Genomic DNA, 18,694 nt, shown 5'->3' with positions numbered 1-18,694 from the left:
CGCTTCGCCATCCCGCCCCCCGCTATTCCACCAGGAGCAGCTTCGCTCCCGACTCGACGATCTCGCCTTCCTTCACGAAGATCTCCTTGACCTTTCCCGCGAGCGCCGACTTGAGCTCGTTCTCCATCTTCATCGCCTCGACGACGATCACCCCCTGGTCAACCTGGACCTCCTCCCCTCCCTTCACCAGCAGCTTGACGACCTTCCCCGGCATCGGGGAGGTGAGCAGCGCTTTCCCGGCCGCCCCCTTCCCCCCGGAGCGGACCAGCGCCTTGTGCTGCTCGTTCATCAGCGAGAACTTGTAGCAGTCCCCTCCGATCAGGACCTCGTACTCGTCCTCCCGGTGGTGGACATCCACCTCGAACGCCCGCGCGCCGCACAGGAGAGACCAGAGGCTCTCCTGGACCTGGTGGGCGTCGACCAGGTGCTCCGTCCCGTCGATCGTCACCTTGTAGCGGGCGACCCCGACCTCCTCCACCGCAACCTGGACTTCCCTCTCCCCGATCGTGGCGATATAGTTCATGGTCCGCTCCTACAGGGTTTTCCGCACGCCGGGGCGGGAGGAATATCTCCACATCGAGACCGGTTCCCCCGCCTCCGCGGGCCGCCGGGCGACGGCGCGCTTCCTCTCGTCCAGGAAGAGCTGGACCGCCGCGGTGATCAGGGCGGCATCCGGCTCGGGGAGTTCCCGCTCCCGCTCCTCCTTGAAGAAGACCTTGTCGATGAAATTCGTGTCGAAGGTTCCCTCGAGAAAATGCCGGTTGCTCATCACGCGGATGTGGAAGGGGATCGTCGTCTTGACCCCCGTCACGACATATTCCCGCAGCGCCCGCTTCATCCGGGCGATCGCCTCCTCGCGGGTCTTCCCCCAGGCGATCAGCTTGGAGATGATCGGGTCGTAGAAGATCGGGATCTCGAACCCCTCGAAGACCCCGGAGTCGTCCCGCACCCCGGGCCCGCCGGGCGTCCGCAGCGACGTGATCCTCCCCGGGCAGGGCATGAAGTTCCGGTCGGGGTCTTCGGCGTAGACCCGGCACTCGATCGCGTGCCCGTCCTGCCGGACCTCCTCCTGCCGGATTGAGAGCGGCAGGCCGGCGGCAATCCGGATCTGTTCCTTGACGATGTCGACCCCGGTGACCATCTCCGTGACCGGGTGCTCGACCTGGAGCCGGGTGTTCATCTCGAGGAAGTAGAAGTTCCGGTTCCTGTCCACGAGGAACTCGATCGTCCCGGCCCCTTCGTAGCGGACCGCGCGTGCGGCATCGATCGCCACCTTCCCCATGGCCGCACGGATTCCCGGGGTGATGATCACCGAGGGGGATTCCTCGATCACCTTCTGGTGACGCCGCTGGATCGAGCACTCCCGCTCGCACAGGTGGACGTAGTTCCCGTGCCGGTCCCCGAGGATCTGGATCTCGACGTGCCGGGGGTTCTCGATATACTTCTCGAGGTAGACCGAATCGTCGCTGAAGGCCGATTTCGCCTCCGACTTCGCCATCCGCAGCGCGGAGCGCAGGTCGCCCTCTCCCTGGACCAGCCGAAGCCCCTTCCCGCCGCCGCCGGCGGTGGCCTTGAGCATGACCGGGAACCCGATCTGCTTCGCCACGCGGAACACCTCTTCCTCCGTGGCGATCGGCTCCAGCGTCCCGGGGACCACCGGAACCCCCGCCGCCTGCACCGTCTTCCGGGCGAGCGTCTTGGACCCCATCGTCCGCATCGAATGGGCGGAAGGGCCGATCAGCTTGATCTTCTCCTTTTCGCACCGCTCGGCGAAGACGGGGTTCTCCGCCAGGAAGCCGTACCCAGGGTGGATCGCTTCCGCGCCGCTTTTTTTCGCGACGTCGATGATCTTGTCGATCACGAGGTACGATTCCGACGCGGGGGACGGCCCGATGAGGTACGCCTCGTCGGCGTACCGGACGTGGAGGGCGTGCCGGTCGACATCGGAGTAGACCGCCACCGTCCGGACCCCCATTTCCCGGCAGGCCCGCTCCACGCGGACTGCGATCTCTCCCCGGTTCGCAATCAGGATTTTCTGGAACAAGGCCGGCCTCCTCTACAGGGGAATGTTGCCGTGCTTGCGCGGCGGATTGGATTCCCTCTTGTTTTTGAGCATCTCGAAGGCCTTGATGACCTTGGGGCGCGTCTCTTCCGGCAAAATGACCTCGTCGATGAACCCAAGCTCGGCCGCCTTGTAGGGAGAGGCAAAGCGCTCGCGGTAGTCGGCCACCAGCTCCGCCTTGGTCTTCTCCGGATTGTCCGACTTGACGAGCTCCTTCCGGAAGATGATGTTCACCGCGCCCTCCGGCCCCATCACGGCGATCTCGGCGGTCGGGTACGCGTAGTTCACGTCTCCCCGGATATGCTTGGAAGCCATGACGTCGTAGGCCCCGCCGTACGCCTTCCGGGTGATGACCGTCACCTTCGGGACGGTCGATTCGGCGAAGGCGTACAGAAGCTTCGCCCCGTGCTTGATGATCCCCCCGTATTCCTGCCCGCTCCCCGGGAGAAAGCCGGGGACGTCGACGAAGGTAAGGAGGGGAATGTTGAAGGCGTCGCAGAACCGGACGAACCGGGCTCCCTTGATCGAGGAGTTGATGTCGAGGCAGCCGGCGAGAACCGCCGGCTGGTTGGCCGTGATCCCGACGGGCCGGCCGTTCATCCGCGCGAAGCCGATGACGATGTTCTTCGCAAAATGTTCCTGGACCTCGAAGAAATAGCCGTCGTCCACCACCTTCTTGATCACGTCCCGGATGTCGTACGGCTTCGTCGGGATGTCCGGTACGAGCTGGTTCAGGCTCTCGTCCATCCGGTCGGGGGGGTCGTTGGTGGCGATGACCGGAGGGTCTTCCATGTTGTTCTGGGGAACGAACGAGAGGAGTTCGCGGATCAGGAACAGGCACTCCTTCTCGTCCTCGGCGGCGAAGTGGGCGACGCCGCTGCGTTCGTTATGGGACATCGCACCGCCCAGCGCCTCCTTGGTGACCTCCTCGTGGGTCACCGTCTTGATGACGTCGGGGCCGGTCACGAACATGTAGGAGGTGTTCTTCACCATCAGGATGAAGTCGGTGATCGCCGGGGAGTAGACCGCCCCTCCCGCGCAGGGCCCCATGATGGCGGAGATCTGCGGGACGACTCCCGAATAGAGCGTGTTCCGCAGGAAGATGTGGGCGTACCCGGCGAGGCTCTGAACCCCCTCCTGGATCCGGGCTCCCCCCGAATCGTTGATGCCGATGACCGGCGCCCCGTTGCGCGAGGCGTGGTCCATGATCTTGCAGACCTTCTGCGCGTAGGTCTCCGAGAGGGAGCCGCCGAATACGGTGAAGTCCTGGGCGAAGAGGTAGACGAGCCGTCCGTTGATCTGCCCGTACCCGGTGACGATCCCGTCGCCCAGGAACTTCTCCATCTCGAAATCGGTGCAGCGGTGCTGGACGAAGCGGTCCAGCTCCACGAAGGAGTTCGGGTCGAGGAGAAGGTCGATCCGTTCGCGGGCGGTGAGCTTGCCCTGGGCATGCTGCGTCTCGATCCGCTTCCCGCCTCCCCCCTCCAGCGCGAGCGCATTCTTCCTGCGGAGCTCGTCGAACTTCCCCTGAAGTGACATGCGATCCCCCCCGGGCGGTGTGAGAAACGGAGATAACGTTCCATACCATCCCGCCTTGCGGGATGTCAACGTCGGGAAATCTTTCGGAAAACCAGCTCCGCGAGGTGGACCACCCGAAGGGAGGGCGCCGACCGGGCGGCCATGTCCCGCATCTGGAGGATGCAGCCGGAGCAGGAGGTCGCAATCACGGAGGTCCCCCCCCGCTGCGCGAGCAGGACCTTGTTCTCCCCGATCCGGCCGGAGGTCGGGTAGTCGCGCACGTTGAAGGTGCCGCCGTACCCGCAGCAGAGGGAGGCCCCCTCCATCTCCCGGTAGGAGCCGCCCGCCGTTCTGCGCAGCAGCTCCCGCGCCTCCTCCCCCTTCCCGAGTGTCCCCGACAAGTGGCAGGGGTCGTGGTAGCCCACGGTTCCGCCACCCGCCCCCGGTTCCGGGAGGCGGGAGAGCGCCCCCGACGAGAGGAGAAATCCGGCGTAGTCCTCGCACCTTTCGGATACCCGCTCGGCGGCGGGACGCAGCGGGTGGTCCTCCTCCAGCAGATAGAACATGTTCCTCCGGAACATCAGGAGGCAGGAGCCGCAGGGGAAGACGACCTTCCCGGTCCCCGAGTCCGCAAGGCGCCGGACATTTTCCTCGACGTTCGCCAGGGCCGCCTCCCGGTCGCCGGAGACCATCGCGGGAAGCCCGCAACAGGCCCCCCCGCGGTACACGGAGACGCTGTTCCCGGACCGCCGGATCGTTTCGTAGGCGGCCCGCCCCACCTCGGGAAAGACATGGTCGAAGACGCAGCCGGGGAAGAGGGTCACCTCCCCCCGCCCGGCCTCCCCCGGAAGGAGGGAGCCGGTCAAATGCTCCCGCGGGAGGGCCGGCAGGGTCCGCCCGGAAAGGCCGAACGCCTCCGGGAACCGGTAGTGAAGCCCGCTCGCGGTGGGAACTCTCCGGAGCAGGAGCCGCTGCCCGGCGGCCGCCGCGACCCGCGCGGCCCCCTTCGCGGTGTCCGAGCCCATCACCTTTCCGAACAGGACCCGTTTCCAGGCCGGGATCCCCAGTTCCTCCGCGAGGGCGGCCCTCCCCTTCAGGAGAATCTCTTCGACGGGGACCTGGTTGGGGCAGCCCCGCTCGCAGCGCCCGCAGAGGAGGCAGTCGGAGAGCGCCTCCCGGAGATTTTCCGCGCTCCCCTTCCCGTCCCGGGAGGCCGCGTCCAGGAGGGCGATCTTCCCCCGGGCGACGGCGGTCTCGGCCTTCCTCTCCGGATAGAGGGTGCAGACCGTACGGCAGGTCCCGCACTTCGAGCAGGCGGCGATCCGGGAGGCGATCCCTGCGTCCTTCATGCCCTGACCGCCTGCTCGTCCGGGAAGATCTTCCCCGGGTTCAGGATCCCGTTCGGGTCGAAGCAGGCCTTCAGCCGCTTCATCACGGAGACGCCGAGCGGCCCCACCTCCATTTCGAGGAACGGCGCCTTCGAGATCCCGATGCCGTGCTCCCCCGAGATCGTACCGCCCAGCTCGATGGTTTTTCGGAAGATCTCGGCCACCGCCTCGTCGGCCCTCCGGCGTTCCTCCAGGTCGGTCCCGGAGAGCATCAGGTTCACGTGGACGTTGCCGTCCCCCGCGTGGCCGAAGGTGACGATCTTCAGGTTCTTCCGGACCGCCAGCTCCGACAGGAAGTCCATCATCGCGGGGAGCCGGCTGCGCGGGACGACGATGTCCTCGTTGATCTTCACCGGGTTCACCTTCCGGAGCGCGGGGGAGATCGACCGGCGCAGCTTCCACAGCCGCTCCCGCCCGTCTGCGTCGGAGGCCCTCCGGACCTCGACCGCGCCGAACCGGAGGCAGGCCTCCTCCACCCGGACAGCCTCCGCCGCCGTGGAATGCGCCGGACCGTCCACCTCGATCAGCAGGGCGCACCCGGTTTCCTCCGGCACCGGCAGCCCCGCCGCCTCCCGGACGCAGTCGATCGCCGTGCGGTCCATCATCTCCAGGGCGCAGGGAACGATCCGCTCCCGGACGATCCCGGCCACCGCCCTCGACCCCTCCGAGTTGCTTCGGAAGAAGGCCACCAGCGTCTCGACCGTCTCGGGGTGGGGGATCAGCCGGAGCGTCGCCTTCGTGACGACCCCCAGCGTTCCCTCGGACCCGACGAGCATGCGGGTGAGGTCGTACCCCACCACCCCCTTGACGGTGGAGACGCCGGTGCGGATGAGCTCCCCCGTCCCCAGGACCGCCTCCAGCCCCAGGACATAGTCCCTCGTGACGCCGTACTTGACCGCGCACATCCCGCCCGCGCATTCGGCGATGTTTCCCCCGATCGTGCAGAACCGCTGGGAGGCCGGGTCGGGCGGGTAGAAGAGGCCGCGGCGGCGCACCTCCTCCTTCAGCCGCTCGGTCACCACGCCCGGCTCGACGACCGCGACCAGGTTCTCCTCGTCGATCGACAGGATCCTGTCCATCCGCTCCGTGGAGAGCACCAGCCCTCCGCGGACCGGCACCGATCCTCCGGAGAACCCCGAGCCGGCCCCCCGGGGGATCACCGGAAAGCGGAGCTCGTTCGCGAGGAGGATCGCCCTGCGGACCTCCTCGGCGGTCTCCGGGAAGGCGACCGCGTCGGGGAGATGCTCCTTCCCCGTGGCGTCGTAGGAATAGCAGACCCGCTCTTCCCGGGAGGTCCGGAGGCGTCCCCCGAAGATCCCGCGGAGGGCGGAAATTGCAAGTTCATCCATCGGATTATGGTATCACGAGGAGAGGATCCGGCAGGAGCGGCGGGGTCAGGATCGCTGCCCGCGGCTCTTCTTCAGGAATGCCCCGAGCGCCCTGTCCTGCCGGCCGATGTGCTCCACGAGCCAGCTGCCGATCCAGTCGGCCAGCCGGACCGCCAGCTCCGGGGTGGCCCCGTCGCGGTCGATCGCCTCCCGCAGGTCGTAGAAGTAGGATATGAAGGCGGTGTGCTCGGCCTTGTGGGAAGGAAACGCGGGGTAGTACAGTCGCTTCATGTAAAGCTCCTCGAGGGCGAAGTGGTTCAGGACATACTCCTCGAGAAAGACGACCGTCTTCGCGGCCTCGCCGGTCCCCCCTCCCCGGCCCGCCTCCTCGATCAGCGAGGCGGCGGCGTCGAACAGGTCCCGGTGCTGTCCGTCGATCGTTTCCACCCCGACGGCCAGATCTTCCGTCCAGCGGATCGCCATACGGCTCTTCTCCGTTTCCCCCGGTTCCGTTCCCTCACCCGCCCAGAGAGTGGACGAAGGCGGAGAGGACGTCGTTGACCTCGGACGCATTCTCGAGCGCCACCATGTGCCCCGCTCCGGGGAGGATCTTCAGGACCGCCCCCGGAATCCTCGTGGCCAGGAATTCCGCGTACCGCAGCGGCGTGAGCCGGTCCTCGCCGCCGGCGACGACGAGGGTGGGAAGGCGGATCTCCCCGAGCCTTTCCCGGACGTCGAACCCGTCGCAGGCCCGGAAATCGGACAGGAAGGTTTCCGGACGGGTGGAGAGGATGTCCTTCGACACGTCCTCCTTCAGGTAGGGGGCGGACGCCCCCGCCATCATCATCTCGGCCAGCTCCCGCGCGAATTCCCGGAACCGCATCCCGATCCCGTCCGTGATGACCGGGCTCACCTTCAGCTTCGCCCCGGTGGCCACCAGCACCAGCGCCTCCAGCCCCCCGATCCGGTCGAGCGCCGCCTGCAGGGCGATCGCACCGCCCATCGAGTGGCCCGCGAGGACGAACCGCCCAAGTCCCGCCTCCCGGACGAACTCCCGCAGCCACGCGGCATACTCCCCGATCGACGTCCGGGGCGGCCCCGGGGATCCGCCGTGCCCGGGAAGGTCGGGAATCACCAGCCGCGCGGTCCCCTTCAGCCCCGCCCACTGGTCCCGCCAGGAATGGTGCGTTCCCCCCGCACCGTGGAGGAACAGGATCGTGCGCCCGGCCGGCTGGATCGTGTCCTGGTAGTGCACCTGCTTTCCCGCGACGACGGCTTCCGGCATGGCGGACCTCCGGGAAAGATTCGTTCCAGTATAGCCAAAAAAGGAACGCTCCCCCGCCAAGAATTGTCTTGAGACGCACCCCGAGGTTCCGGCGTATACTATCCGCCGAATTTCCGGAAGGAGGCGTTCATGAAAACCGTCGGCCGCGAAATCCTCTGGAATCTCCCACACTCGGCCGCCGTGATCCTGTACTCCCTGTTCGGGGTGGTCCTGCTCGTCTTCGCGTGGGGGATGTACGAGCGGATCGGCGGATACCTCCGGGGCCGCGCGGAGCGGGAGGACCGTCTGGACGACCTTTTCGCGCGCCTCCTCGACGCCGTGCGGATCGGGCTCGGGCAGACGAAGGTGCTGGAGCGGAAGATCGGCGGGCTGATGCACCTCGCCATCTATTCCGCCTTCATCGTCCTCTTCATCGCCACCTGTCTCGTCGCGGTCGAATTCGACCTCGGCGTGCGGATCCTGGACGGGAACTTCTACATCGTCTTCAAGCTCTTCACGACCACCTTCGGGCTGCTGCTCCTGGTCGGCATCGCGGTGGCCCTTGTACGGCGATACCTCTTCCGCCCGGAGGGGCTGACCCGCGACGGGGACGACCTCCTGCAGCTGCTCCTGATCGGCGCGATCGCCGCCACCGGTTTCCTGGTCGAGGCGGCCCGGATCGCCGCGACGAATCCGGCCGCAGCGAACGTCTCCTACGTCGCCAACGCGATCGCCCCGTTTTTCCGCGGAGGCGGAATCGAGCCGCTGCTGTCCACCCACCGGGCCCTCTGGTGGATCCACCTGCTCCTCGCCTTCGGCTTCCTCGCCACGATCCCGTTCACGAAGATGTACCACCTGGGCGCCGGCGTGGCGAACATCTTCCTGCGGACCTCCCGCCCGAAGGGAGCTCTCCAGCCGATCCCGGGGATCGAGGAGGAGGAGAAGCCGGGGGTCGTGGAGGTCCGGGACTTCTCCTGGAAGCAGCTGCTCTCCGCAGACGCCTGCACGAAGTGCGGCCGGTGCCAGGACGAGTGCCCGGCGTACGCCGCGGAGATGCCTCTCTCGCCGCGGGACGTGGTCCTGAAGACGAGGGAGCAGATGAGCCGGGACCTCTACTGGAGTCTGGTCCCCGCCGCCGCCGTGCTGGACAAGAAGACCGGGCAACCCGTCGTCCCGGACTTCTCGAAGGAAGTGCTCACCCCGGACGAGATCTGGTCCTGCACCACCTGCCGGGCCTGCATGCAGTCCTGCCCGGTCCTGATCGAGCATATCGACATGATCGTGGACGTCCGCCGCGGATACGTGGCGAACGCGAGGATTCCCGACACGGCGCGCACCGCGCTCCGGAAGATGGGGGACACGGGGAACCCCTGGGGGCTGCCCCAGGATGACCGGGTCCAGTGGACGAAGGGGCTTACGGTCCCGTTCGCCTCGGACACGAAGGAGTTCGAGTACCTCTACTGGGTCGGCTGCGCAGGGGCCTACGACCCGAGGAACCAGAAGGTGACCCGGACGATCGTCTCCCTGCTGAACCGCGCCGGGGTGAAGTACGCAACGCTGGGTCCCGAGGAGTTCTGCTGCGGCGAGTCGGCCCGGAGAATGGGAGAGGAGGGGCTCTTCCAGCTCGGGATGGTGGAGAGGATCCGCGAGCTCTTCTCGACCTACGACGTCCGGAAGGTGATCACCCAGTGTCCCCACTGCTTCAACTCCTTCCGGAACGAGTACCCCCAGTTCGGCGTGAACGTCGAGGTGATCCACCACTCGGTCCTGATCCGGGATCTCGTGGCGCAGGGGCGCCTCTCCCCCGTGAAGCCGATCAACCGGCTGGCGGCGTTTCACGACTCCTGCTACCTGGGCAGGCACAACGACCTCTACGACGCTCCGCGGGAGGCGGTGCTTTCCGTCCCGGGGATCACCCTGAACGAGCCCGACAAGAGCCGTGAGAACGCCTTCTGCTGCGGCGCGGGAGGAGGAGGGATGTGGCTCGAGCTTCCGGGGAAGCGGATCAACCACCTCCGGTTCGACCAGCTGATGCGCACCGGCGCGAACACGACCGTCTCCTCCTGCCCCTACTGCCTGATCATGTTCGACGACGCCGTGAAGTTCCACGACCTGGAGGAATCGGTCCAGGCGAAGGATATCGCGGAGATCGTGGCGGAATCCCTGTAGCGCCGCCCTTCTCGGAAACCGTCCATACAACGAACTTTGCCTTAGTACAATATTATTATTTTGATTGACACCTGTACTTGTATTTGTACAATACTTCTTGTAACCATGGACAACAGGAGCGCCAGTCCCCGGGGAGCGACCTGAACCGATGCCTCCTTCTGAAAAACTCATCCTCACGGATATTTTGAAGAAACGGATCGAATCCCTCGGGTATCCCTCCCTCAAGAAGTTCCACCAGGACCGCCCGGAAATCGGGTTCAGCTACGAGCTCCTCCGCCAGGTCGTGTACGGGGGAAGGGTACCCCGGGCGGAGACGCTCCTTGCGGTCCTCCGGGCGATGCGGTTTCCCCCGTCCCAGGTCCGCAAGATCCTCGAGCTCTGCATCCGGGGGTTTCCGCTGGAGGAACGGCGGGAGCCGGACCCCGCCGTCCGGGGAGATGCGGAGGAGCGGGACCGGGCGGGGAAAGCGATGCGCCAGGAATCCGGGGAGCCCGGGGTTTCCGTTCCTTCGGACAACGGGGAGAGGATCTCCCCGCCCCAGCCGGGCGAGGATCCCGCGGAGATCCTCGCCGGCCTGACGCGATCCCTCCCCAGGATCCCCCGGAGGGGGAACGAGGACTTCTGGGAGACGCTCCACGCGATCGCCCTCCTCGCCGAGAGAAAGGCCTCCCGTCAGGCGAAGCGCGAAGCGGAGCAGCCGCTGCTCTTCGGCAAGGAGCCGGAGGCCGTCTACCATTTCCTGGTCCGGAAGGGAACCGTTCCCTCCTACATGTCGAAGGGAGAGCCGGTTCCACTCTCGTTCGTCGAGGGGATCGAGTACCGGGACCGATTCCGGGGGGCCCTGCTGGGGGCCGGGATCGGGGAGATGCTCGGCCGGCGGTCCCAGGGGTTGTCCCCGAAAGACGTCGAGGCGCTGTTCGGGCGGATCGAATCCTGCGGAGGGCTTGCGGAGGCGGACGCCGGTTCCCCCTCCCTGCTGCTTCTCGCCAGGGTCCTCCTCAGGGAGAAGATGCTCGACCCGGATGCAGCCGCGGCGGCCTACGCATCGGAATCCCGCGGGGGGGGGAGCTCCGGCGGGGAATTCGCGAGAAACCTGCTGGAACGGGGGTACCCCTGGTTCGAGGCGGGAAACCCGGAGCCGAGTTGCGCGCCGGCCGCCCGGATCGCACCGCTCGCCCTGCTGCGCGCAGGGGATTCCCGGAGGATGCGGCTGGAAGCCGGGATCGAGGCCGCGATCACCCATCCTGCGGCGGCTTCCATCGCGGGATCCGTCGCCCAGGCCACGGCGATCGCGCGGCTTCTCCACACACCCGCCGGCGGCCTCGACGTGATCGGGTTCGGCCGCTCCCTCTCCCATGCCGTTTCCGGGATCGAGCCGGACAGGGGAGGACGGGGAAAATCGGGCCGCCCCTCCCCCACCCTCTGGCGGAAGCTCGGGACGGAACTTACGGCGCTGCTGCTGCGGCGAGCGGATATCGAGGAGATCCGGGAGCTGCTGGGAAACGGCCCGTCTCCCCTGGAGGGGATCCCGTTCTCCTGGGCCTGTTTCCTGCGCACGCCGGAGGATTTCGCGGAATCGGTGCTCTCCGCGGTGAACCTCGGCCACAACGCGGAGGGGAACGGGGCGCTGGCGGGAAGCCTCGCGGGGGCCTACCGGGGGGCTTCCGGGATCCCGGACCGGCTTCTCGCAGGGATCCCGTGGAGGAAGGAGGCGGAAGCCGCGGCGGACGCGCTCCTCGCCCTCTCCCGCCGCGAAGCTACCGCATCATGATCTCTTTCGCGATGACCATCCGCTGGATCTGACTCGTGCCCTCGTAGATCTGCAGCAGCTTCGCATCCCGCATCAGCTTCTCCACGGGGTAATCCTTCATGTACCCGTAGCCCCCGTAGATCTGCACCGCGTCGGTGGTAACCCGCATGGCGAGGTCCGCCGCGAAGGCCTTCGCGAACGAGGATTCCTTCGTGTTCCGCTTCCCCTGGTCCAGGAGCCAGGCGCTCTTGTAGGTGAGCAGGCGTGCCGCCTCGATATCCATCGCCATGTCGGCCAGCATGAAGTGGATCGCCTGGTTCATGGCGATCGGGACGCCGAACTGGACCCGCTCCTTGGAGTACTGCATCGCCAGCTCGAAGGCCGCCCGGGCGACCCCGACCGCCATCGCGGCAACCGTGGGGCGGGCGTAGTCGAGCGTCATCATCGCGATCTTGAACCCTTCACCCTCCTTCCCGATCCGGTTTCCGGCGGGAATCCGGACGTCCTCGAAAAGCACGTCCGCGGTGTCGGAGGCGCGCTGCCCCATCTTGTCCTCCTTCTTTCCGGCGGAAACTCCCGGGGTCTCCCGGGGGACGATGAAGGCGGAGAGCCCCTTGTGCCCCTTGGAGCGGTCGGTGGAGGCGAAGACCGTGTACTGGGAGGCGTAGCTGCCGTTCGTGGTGAAGCACTTCCGCCCGTTCAGGATGTAGCCGTCGCCGTCCGGCTTCGCGGTCGTCGCGATCGCGCCGGCGTCGGAGCCGGCCCCCGGCTCGGTCAGGCAGAAGGAGGCATACTGCAGCGTTTCCGCGAAGGGGGTGACGAACCGCTTCTTCTGCTCGTCGGTCCCGGCGATCAGGATCGGCGAGAGCGCCAGCCCGTTCGCGGTCATCGAGGTGGTGATCCCGGAGCATCCCCACCCCAGTTCCTCCTCGATGAGGCAGGCCTCGAGCGCGGAGAGGCCGAGCCCTCCGTACTCCTCCGGGATGAAGCCGGTCATCAGTCCCAGCCCGAAGGCCTTCTCCAGGATCTCCTTGGGGAAGGTCCCCGCATGGTCATGCTCGGCCGCCCTGGGGCGGATCTCGTTCGCCGCGAACTTGCGAGCCATGTCCTGGAGCGCGACCTGTTCCTGGGTCAGATCGAATCCGATCATCTCCGTTCCTCCCTCCGGGTCCCTTCCGCGCAGAGGCCGTCCGCGAAGATCCGGTAGATCTCCGCGGCCGCCTCGGTCGGCAGGTATCTCTTTTTCTTCGAGAGCACGTGCGCCAGCGAGATCTCGTCGAGCGCTCCGAAGATCGCGCGCCGGGCCGTCTTCACGTTCAGGTCCGCCCGGAAGGTCCCGTCCCGTATCCCCTCCTCCAGGATCCCGCCGAGGACGTCGAGATACTCCAGGAACCTCACCGGCACATACTCCTTCATGAACTTGTTGCTCTGGCGCAGCTCGACCTGGATGACCTCGATCAGCCCCGCCTCCCGCACCAGGAGATCCATGTGGTTCTCGATGAAGATCCGCAGGCGATGCAGGGGCCCGGTTCCCTGGGCAACCCGCTCGCGGACATCCGCTACGACCTCACCCATCTTCTCCTCGAACAGGGAAATGAGCAGGTCGTCCTTGTTCTTGAAGTAGAGGTAGATGGTCCCGTCGGCGACGCCCGCGGCCCGCGCGATGTCCGAGACCTTCGAGTTGAAGAACCCCTTCTGCGAGAAGATCCGGATGGCGGCGCGCAGGATCCGCACCCGCTTCGCCGTTCCGCCTCCCTGTGGCCCCCGCCTGGCCATCGCGCCTCCCTTGAATGAACCGTCATTCAATAAAAACGGTACCAAGGGGGGAGGTCGATGTCAAGAGGGTCCGGAGGGCTGCCTGGAAAACGACCGCGGAAACGTTCCTAATCGCGGTACCCGAGACGGGCGGAAAGCTCCTTCCCGGAGCGGACCACCGCGGGGGCGATCGTCTGCTCGATCCGCTCGTCGGTCATCCTGTTGGCGGGACCGGACACGCTGACCGCGCCGATCACCTTGCGGGTGTAGTCGCGCACCGGGGCGGCGATGCACCGGAGCCCATCCTCGAACTCCTCGAGGTCGGTGGCATACCCCCTCTCCCGCATCTTCTCGAGGTCCCGCAGCAGATCGTCGAACGAGCGGAAGGTGTTTTCCGTGTGCCGGGAAAGCTCCTTCCCGAACCGCTTCCGGAGTTCCTCCTCGGAATCGAACCCGACCAGCGCCTTTCCGGCCGCCGTCGCGTGGGTGGGCATGTGCAACCCGAGACGGGAAACGACCCGCACGGTCGAGGAAGTCTCCACCGCGTCGATGTATACGACGTCGTTCCCCCGCAGGAGCGAGATGTAGCTGGTCTCCCCGGAGCTCTCGGCGAGCTCCCGGAGGATCGCCTTGGACTGCTTGAGCATCCCCCTCTGCTGGATGAAGGTCTGCCCCAGCTCGAGGCACTTCACCCCGAGGCGGTAGTTTTCGTTGGCCTTGTTCTGCTCGATGTAGTTGCGAGACTGGAGAGTCGCGAGAATCCGGAACACGTTGTTTTTATGCAGCTTCAGCTTTTTGCTGAGCTCGGTGACCCCCAGTTCGTCGTGCTCCCCCCGAAACTGTTCGAGGACATCGAGCGCGTGGGAAACGGACTGGATGATATAGTTCGACTTGTCACGACGCACCATGGAATTCTCCCCCTGCGCGGGATCCGGATCGAAACAAACAAAACAATGTTACATATATTCTCTGATGCCGATACTGTCAATAGCAAAATGGGAATGGGGGTCCCTTTCGGGAAAGAAACCGGGGTGGAAACGCCACGGTGTGGGCGCAACTCGGCGAACGGATTAAGTTTGTTCGTCGTTTTTCCCGGAGGAATCTCGAGCGCGAACCCGGACTACTTGCCCTTCGGCTTCATCGACTCGAGCAGGGCCCGCATCCGGGTGGTTTCCATCTTCAGGGAATCGCGATAGGGATAGCCGGGGACATTCTCGAGGAGCGCCTCCCAGGCGCGGACCCCTCCCTCGATGTCTTTTTTGTCGTGGATCAGGATGACGCCGAGGTTGTATCGCGACTGCGCGTGGCGCGGATCGGTGGAGATCGCCTTCTTCAGCTCCTCGACCGCCCTGTCGGGGTCGCCCTTCCGCCGGTAGCAGATCGCCATGTCGGTGCGGACATTCGGGTTCCGGGGGTCCAGCTCGAGCGCCTTCCGGTAATGCTCGATGGCCGACAGGTCCTGCCGCGTGTCGAAATAGAGATTCCCGATGTTGATGCGGGCCTGGAGATTGTTCGGGTCCCGCCTCAGGATCTCCTTGTAGTTCTCGATCTCGGCGAGGGCGTTGAGGTGGATCGGCTCCCCCTCCCCTCCCCGCGGAGCCTCCTTCTTCCGGCATCCCCCCGCCACGATCAGGGAAACCAGCGCCACTCCCAGGATCAGGATCCTGCCCGTGCGTAGCGTCATAGAGGCGTCACCTCGTGCGTGTCCCGGCATCGGGAGAGCAGCTCCCGCACCGTTTCCCCTCCCGGCGGGACGGCCCTGTCGGGGGCGATCTCGGCGGCGGGCATCAGGCAGAATCGCCGCTCCCCCAGCATGGGATGTGGGATCTTCAGGTGCGGTTTCCTCATCACAAGGCCGCCCACGAGGAGGATGTCCACGTCGAGCTCCCGGGGGCCCCACCGGGCCGCCCCCCGGCGTCCCCCGGCGCGCTCCACCTCCTTGGCGAACGCCAGCAGCTCCTCCGGCGGGAGGGCGGTCGTCCCCAGGAGCGCCAGGTTCAGGAACCAGGGCTGGTGCGGTCTGCCGCTCGGCTCCCCGGCGTAGATCCCGGAGACCCGGGTCACCTCGACCTCCCGGGAGATCCGGTCGATCCCCTCCCGGAGATGCCGCACCCGGCGCCCCAGGTTGCTTCCCAGGAGCAGGAGAACCTCTTCCGACACCGGCCCGCGATCCCCTTCCCCGGGTTCAGAACCCGATCCGCTTCATCCGGTCGAGCGCCTCCCGGAGCCGCCCCTTCTCCTGCGTCAGGGCGATCCGGACATACCCCTCCCCGCTCCGGCCGAACCCGTTCCCCGGGGTGGTCACGATCCCCGCGTTGGTCAGCAGGTGGGTGCAGAAGGAGGCCGAGCCGTATCCCTTCGGCACGGGGATCCAGACGTAGAAGGTGGCCTTCGGGTCGACCGGGTCGAGCCCCAGCGCGCGCAGTCCCGGGACCAGCAGGTCCCGCCGCTCCTGGTAGACCTTCCGGATCGCTTCCGCCGCCGCGTCCCCCTCCGTCAGCGCGGCGATCGCCGCCCCCTGGATCGCCTGGAACACGCCGCTGTCCACGTTCGTCTTGACCTTCCCGAGCCCCGCGACCAGGTCGGGGTTCCCCACCGCGAACCCGATTCTCCACCCGGTCATGTTGTAGGTCTTGGAGAGGGAGTGGAACTCGATGCACCGCTTCTTCGCCCCCGGCAGGTCGAGAATGCTCATCGGCTTCTCGTCGCCGAAGTAGATCTCCGTATAGGCGACGTCGTGCGCGACGATCAGGTCGTGCGCCTCCGCGAAGCGCAGCACCTTCCGGTAGAAGGCCCGGTCCGCCACCGCCGAGGTGGGATTGTTCGGGTAGTTCAGGAAAAGGATCTTCGCCTTCCGCAGCGCGGAGGCGGGAATCCGCTCCAGTTCGGGGAGGAACCCGTTCTCGCGCAGCAGGGGGAGGAGGTGGGACTTCCCTCCGGCGAACATCGTGGCGATGTGGTAGACGGGATACCCGGGGTCGGGGACGAGCACGACATCCCCCGGGTTCACGAAGGCCATCGGGAAGTGGGCGATCCCCTCCTTCGAGCCGATCAGGGCGACCACCTCGGAGGCGGGATCCAGCGCAACGCCGAACCGCCGCCGGTACCACTTTGCCGCCGCGTCCCGGAAGGCCGGGAGCCCCTCGTACGAGGGATACCGGTGGTTCGCCGGGACGGCCGCCTCCCGCTTCATCCGGTCCACGATGAATTTCGGGGTCGGGCGGTCGGGGTCTCCCACGCCCAGGTCGATGATGTCCATTCCGCGGGCCCGGACTTCCTGCTTCTTCCGGTCGATCTCGGCGAACAGGTAGGGCGGAAGGGCCTGGATCCGCCCGGACAGGGTAAATCGGGTCATCTCTGCGGTGTCTCCCTTGATTGGTTTTCGTTACTGCGCGACGATCCGGTTCGTGAGCCTGCCGATCCCCTCGATCTCGACCGTCATCTCGTCGCCCACCTGCACGGGGCCCACGCCGGGGGGAGTCCCCGTCGCGATGACGTCGCCCGGGAGGAGGGTCATGACGTGCGAGATGAACTCCACGAGCCGGAACACCGAGGCCCCCATCTCCCGGGTGTTCCCGTCCTGGCGCACCACGCCGTTCACGGTGCAGCGGACGGAAAGCCCGGACGGGTCCAGCTCCGTCTCGATCCAGGGCCCCAGCGGGGCGAAGGTGTCGAACCCCTTCGCGCGGGCGTAGAGCCCGTCCTTCGCCTGGAGGTCCCGGGCGGTCACGTCGTTGATGCCGGTGTACCCCAGAATCACCGAGGGGGCTTCGCTTTCCCGTACGTCCTTCGCCCTCTTCCCGATGACGACGGCCAGCTCCGCCTCGTAGTCCACGCGGCGGGAGGCGGCCGGGTAGACCACGTCCCCGCCGGGACGGTTCAGGGCGGAGGGGGCCTTGAGGAAGATCAGCGGCTCCTCGGGGATCTTCTTCCCCATCTCCTTCGCATGGTCCCGGTAGTTCAGCCCCACCGCGACGATCTTCGTGGGAGCGACAGGGGCGAGAAGGCGGACCTCCGAAAGACGCCGGACTGCGCCCGTTTCCCGGATCCCGTCGAACGGGGCTCCGTCGATCTCCCGGACGGTCCCCCCTTTCGGGTCGACGATTCCGAACGAAATCCTTCCGTCCGATTCGTACCGCCCGATCTTCATCCCGTTACAGCCCCAGCACCGATTTCATGTCATAGAGGCCGGCGGGCCTGCCGAGTACCCAGCCGGCTGCACGGACCGCCCCTCTCGCGAAGGTGTCCCGGCTGTGCGCACGGTGGGTGATCTCGAAGCGCTCCCCGATCCCGCCGAAGATCACCGTGTGCTCCCCCACGACGTCTCCCGCCCGGACCGCGAGGACCCCGATCTCCCGCTTCGTGCGCTCCCCCACGATCCCCTGCCGGCCGTAGACGCCCGCCTCCCGCATCTCGCGCCCCAGTGCGCCTGCCACCGCGTCGGCCAGCCTCACCGCCGTGCCGGAGGGGGAGTCCTTCTTGAAGCGGTGATGGACCTCGACGATCTCCACGTCGAACTCCTCTCCGAGGGTCCGCGCGACGTCCGCCGCCACCTGGAACATCAGGTTCACCCCGACGCTCATGTTCGGGGAGAGGACGCAGGCGATCCACTTCGCCGCCTCCCGGATCTCCCCGGTCTGCTCCGGCGAGAGCCCCGTGGTCCCGATGACGATCGGCTTCCCCGCGGAGGCCGCCTCCCGCGCGTGGCCGACGGAGGAGGCGGGATGGGTGAAATCGATCGCCACGTCCGCGCCGGCGATCGCCCCGGGAAAATCCGCCGTCACCGGGATCCCGGCCTTCCCCGCCCCCGCGGCCTCGAAGGCGTCCCGTCCGAGCATCGGGTGCCCCGGCGTTTCCACCGCGGCCGCGAGGGAGAACACGCGGGGGCTGCCCGCGAGCACCGAGAGGATCGCCTTCCCCATCCTCCCCATCGCGCCGCACACCACGACCTTCGCCATGCCCGGGTCTCCTCCCCTAGTGTACCGTCTCGTAAATAGCTTGAGGCACCGAGAGCGTCGATGCGCCGCGCCAGCGAGGCGCGCGACTGAGGATGGCGGGGGACACTCTTTGTGTGATCAGCGAGAAAACCAAGAGTGTCCCCCCCTGCGCAAGAAGCGCAACGAAGCTGGCGCGAGGGGCCTGTCCCCGGAAGGGTCGGCAGCCGAGGCGAAGCGGATGCGCCGTCAGACCGCGAAGGACGACCGAGCACGGCGAAGGCGTACTTCCGGTACGCCGAGCCGGGCGCAGGGAGTCCGACAAAGGGCTGGCGGTGCAGACCGAGCCGCAGGCGCCGGTCGCCAGGGCTGCCTTTTCTGCTGCGACAAGCGATCCCCGGGCTGCGTCGGGCGTGCTCGTCGCTCGCTTGTGCGGCGTACTGACCGTACGCCTCCGCGCTCGCTCCTGCGCTTGCCCGCCTCGCCTCGGGTCTCCCTTGTCTCGCGACGAAACCCTTCCGGGGAC

At 66.9% G+C, this 18,694-nt stretch carries 17 protein-coding genes; 2 read left to right on the top strand and 15 right to left on the bottom strand.

Annotated features, from left to right (window positions below; all coding sequences use genetic code 11):
* Positions 1 to 22: 22 nt before the first annotated feature.
* From A2X88_04655 to A2X88_04625, 7 genes are all read right to left on the bottom strand, one after another.
* Positions 23 to 523 (bottom strand): hypothetical protein, encoded by a 501-nt coding sequence (locus tag A2X88_04655; GenBank protein ID OGP34745.1) that lies wholly within the window; start codon positions 521 to 523, stop codon positions 23 to 25.
* Between the two features lie 9 nt (positions 524 to 532).
* Positions 533 to 2,044 (bottom strand): acetyl-CoA carboxylase biotin carboxylase subunit, encoded by a 1,512-nt coding sequence (locus tag A2X88_04650; protein OGP34744.1) that lies wholly within the window; start codon positions 2,042 to 2,044, stop codon positions 533 to 535.
* Between the two features lie 12 nt (positions 2,045 to 2,056).
* Positions 2,057 to 3,601 (bottom strand): methylmalonyl-CoA carboxyltransferase, encoded by a 1,545-nt coding sequence (locus tag A2X88_04645; GenBank protein OGP34743.1) that lies wholly within the window; start codon positions 3,599 to 3,601, stop codon positions 2,057 to 2,059.
* Positions 3,602 to 3,666: 65 nt separating this feature from the next.
* Positions 3,667 to 4,929, bottom strand: coding sequence for a hypothetical protein (locus A2X88_04640; GenBank protein ID OGP34742.1), 1,263 nt, complete (start codon positions 4,927 to 4,929; stop codon positions 3,667 to 3,669).
* On the bottom strand, positions 4,926 to 6,317 hold the full coding sequence (locus tag A2X88_04635; protein OGP34741.1) for a glycolate oxidase subunit GlcD: 1,392 nt from the start codon (positions 6,315 to 6,317) through the stop codon (positions 4,926 to 4,928). The genes A2X88_04640 and A2X88_04635 overlap by 4 nt, the downstream gene beginning before the upstream one ends.
* A 45-nt stretch (positions 6,318 to 6,362) precedes the next feature.
* Positions 6,363 to 6,779, bottom strand: a complete 417-nt coding sequence (locus A2X88_04630) for a hypothetical protein (protein OGP34740.1) — start codon at positions 6,777 to 6,779, stop codon at positions 6,363 to 6,365.
* A gap of 34 nt (positions 6,780 to 6,813) precedes the next feature.
* Complete coding sequence (locus tag A2X88_04625) at positions 6,814 to 7,581, bottom strand: hypothetical protein (protein ID OGP34739.1); 768 nt, start codon at positions 7,579 to 7,581, stop codon at positions 6,814 to 6,816.
* A 129-nt stretch (positions 7,582 to 7,710) separates the two neighbouring features.
* Between A2X88_04625 and A2X88_04620 the strand changes: the two genes are divergently transcribed.
* Together A2X88_04620 and A2X88_04615 are read left to right on the top strand one after the other, a co-directional pair.
* Positions 7,711 to 9,729 (top strand): hypothetical protein, encoded by a 2,019-nt coding sequence (locus A2X88_04620; GenBank protein OGP34738.1) that lies wholly within the window; start codon positions 7,711 to 7,713, stop codon positions 9,727 to 9,729.
* Positions 9,730 to 9,913: 184 nt separating this feature from the next.
* Positions 9,914 to 11,500 (top strand): hypothetical protein, encoded by a 1,587-nt coding sequence (locus A2X88_04615; protein OGP34737.1) that lies wholly within the window; start codon positions 9,914 to 9,916, stop codon positions 11,498 to 11,500.
* Here the strand turns inward: A2X88_04615 and A2X88_04610 are convergent.
* The 8 genes from A2X88_04610 to A2X88_04575 form a co-directional block, all read right to left on the bottom strand.
* On the bottom strand, positions 11,487 to 12,629 hold the full coding sequence (locus A2X88_04610; protein ID OGP34736.1) for an acyl-CoA dehydrogenase: 1,143 nt from the start codon (positions 12,627 to 12,629) through the stop codon (positions 11,487 to 11,489). The two genes, A2X88_04615 and A2X88_04610, sit on opposite strands and share 14 nt — an antisense overlap.
* Positions 12,626 to 13,255 (bottom strand): hypothetical protein, encoded by a 630-nt coding sequence (locus A2X88_04605; protein OGP34735.1) that lies wholly within the window; start codon positions 13,253 to 13,255, stop codon positions 12,626 to 12,628. The genes A2X88_04610 and A2X88_04605 overlap by 4 nt, the downstream gene beginning before the upstream one ends.
* A 107-nt stretch (positions 13,256 to 13,362) precedes the next feature.
* Positions 13,363 to 14,142 (bottom strand): IclR family transcriptional regulator, encoded by a 780-nt coding sequence (locus tag A2X88_04600; GenBank protein ID OGP34734.1) that lies wholly within the window; start codon positions 14,140 to 14,142, stop codon positions 13,363 to 13,365.
* 212 nt (positions 14,143 to 14,354) lie between these two features.
* A complete protein-coding gene (locus A2X88_04595) occupies positions 14,355 to 14,918 on the bottom strand; it encodes a hypothetical protein (GenBank protein ID OGP34733.1) in 564 nt (187 codons plus the stop codon).
* Entirely contained in the window at positions 14,915 to 15,394 is a 480-nt protein-coding gene (locus A2X88_04590) for a 2-amino-4-hydroxy-6-hydroxymethyldihydropteridine diphosphokinase (GenBank protein ID OGP34732.1), read from the bottom strand. The genes A2X88_04595 and A2X88_04590 overlap by 4 nt, the downstream gene beginning before the upstream one ends.
* A 25-nt stretch (positions 15,395 to 15,419) precedes the next feature.
* Complete coding sequence (locus A2X88_04585) at positions 15,420 to 16,589, bottom strand: LL-diaminopimelate aminotransferase (GenBank protein OGP34731.1); 1,170 nt, start codon at positions 16,587 to 16,589, stop codon at positions 15,420 to 15,422.
* A gap of 30 nt (positions 16,590 to 16,619) precedes the next feature.
* Positions 16,620 to 17,384: a 2-hydroxyhepta-2,4-diene-1,7-dioate isomerase gene (locus tag A2X88_04580; GenBank protein OGP34730.1), complete on the bottom strand. Its 765-nt coding sequence runs from the start codon at positions 17,382 to 17,384 to the stop codon at positions 16,620 to 16,622.
* Between the two features lie 4 nt (positions 17,385 to 17,388).
* The gene (locus A2X88_04575) at positions 17,389 to 18,192 is read right to left on the bottom strand and encodes a 4-hydroxy-tetrahydrodipicolinate reductase (protein ID OGP34729.1); all 804 of its coding nucleotides are present in this window, start codon (positions 18,190 to 18,192) and stop codon (positions 17,389 to 17,391) included.
* Positions 18,193 to 18,694: the final 502 nt, after the last annotated feature.

Source organism: Deltaproteobacteria bacterium GWC2_65_14, assembly GCA_001797615.1.
Classification (GTDB): domain Bacteria; phylum Desulfobacterota; class Deferrimicrobia; order Deferrimicrobiales; family Deferrimicrobiaceae; genus GWC2-65-14.
The sequence above is the reverse complement of the archived record's forward strand: the minus strand, read 5'-3'. Positions and strand labels throughout refer to the sequence as shown.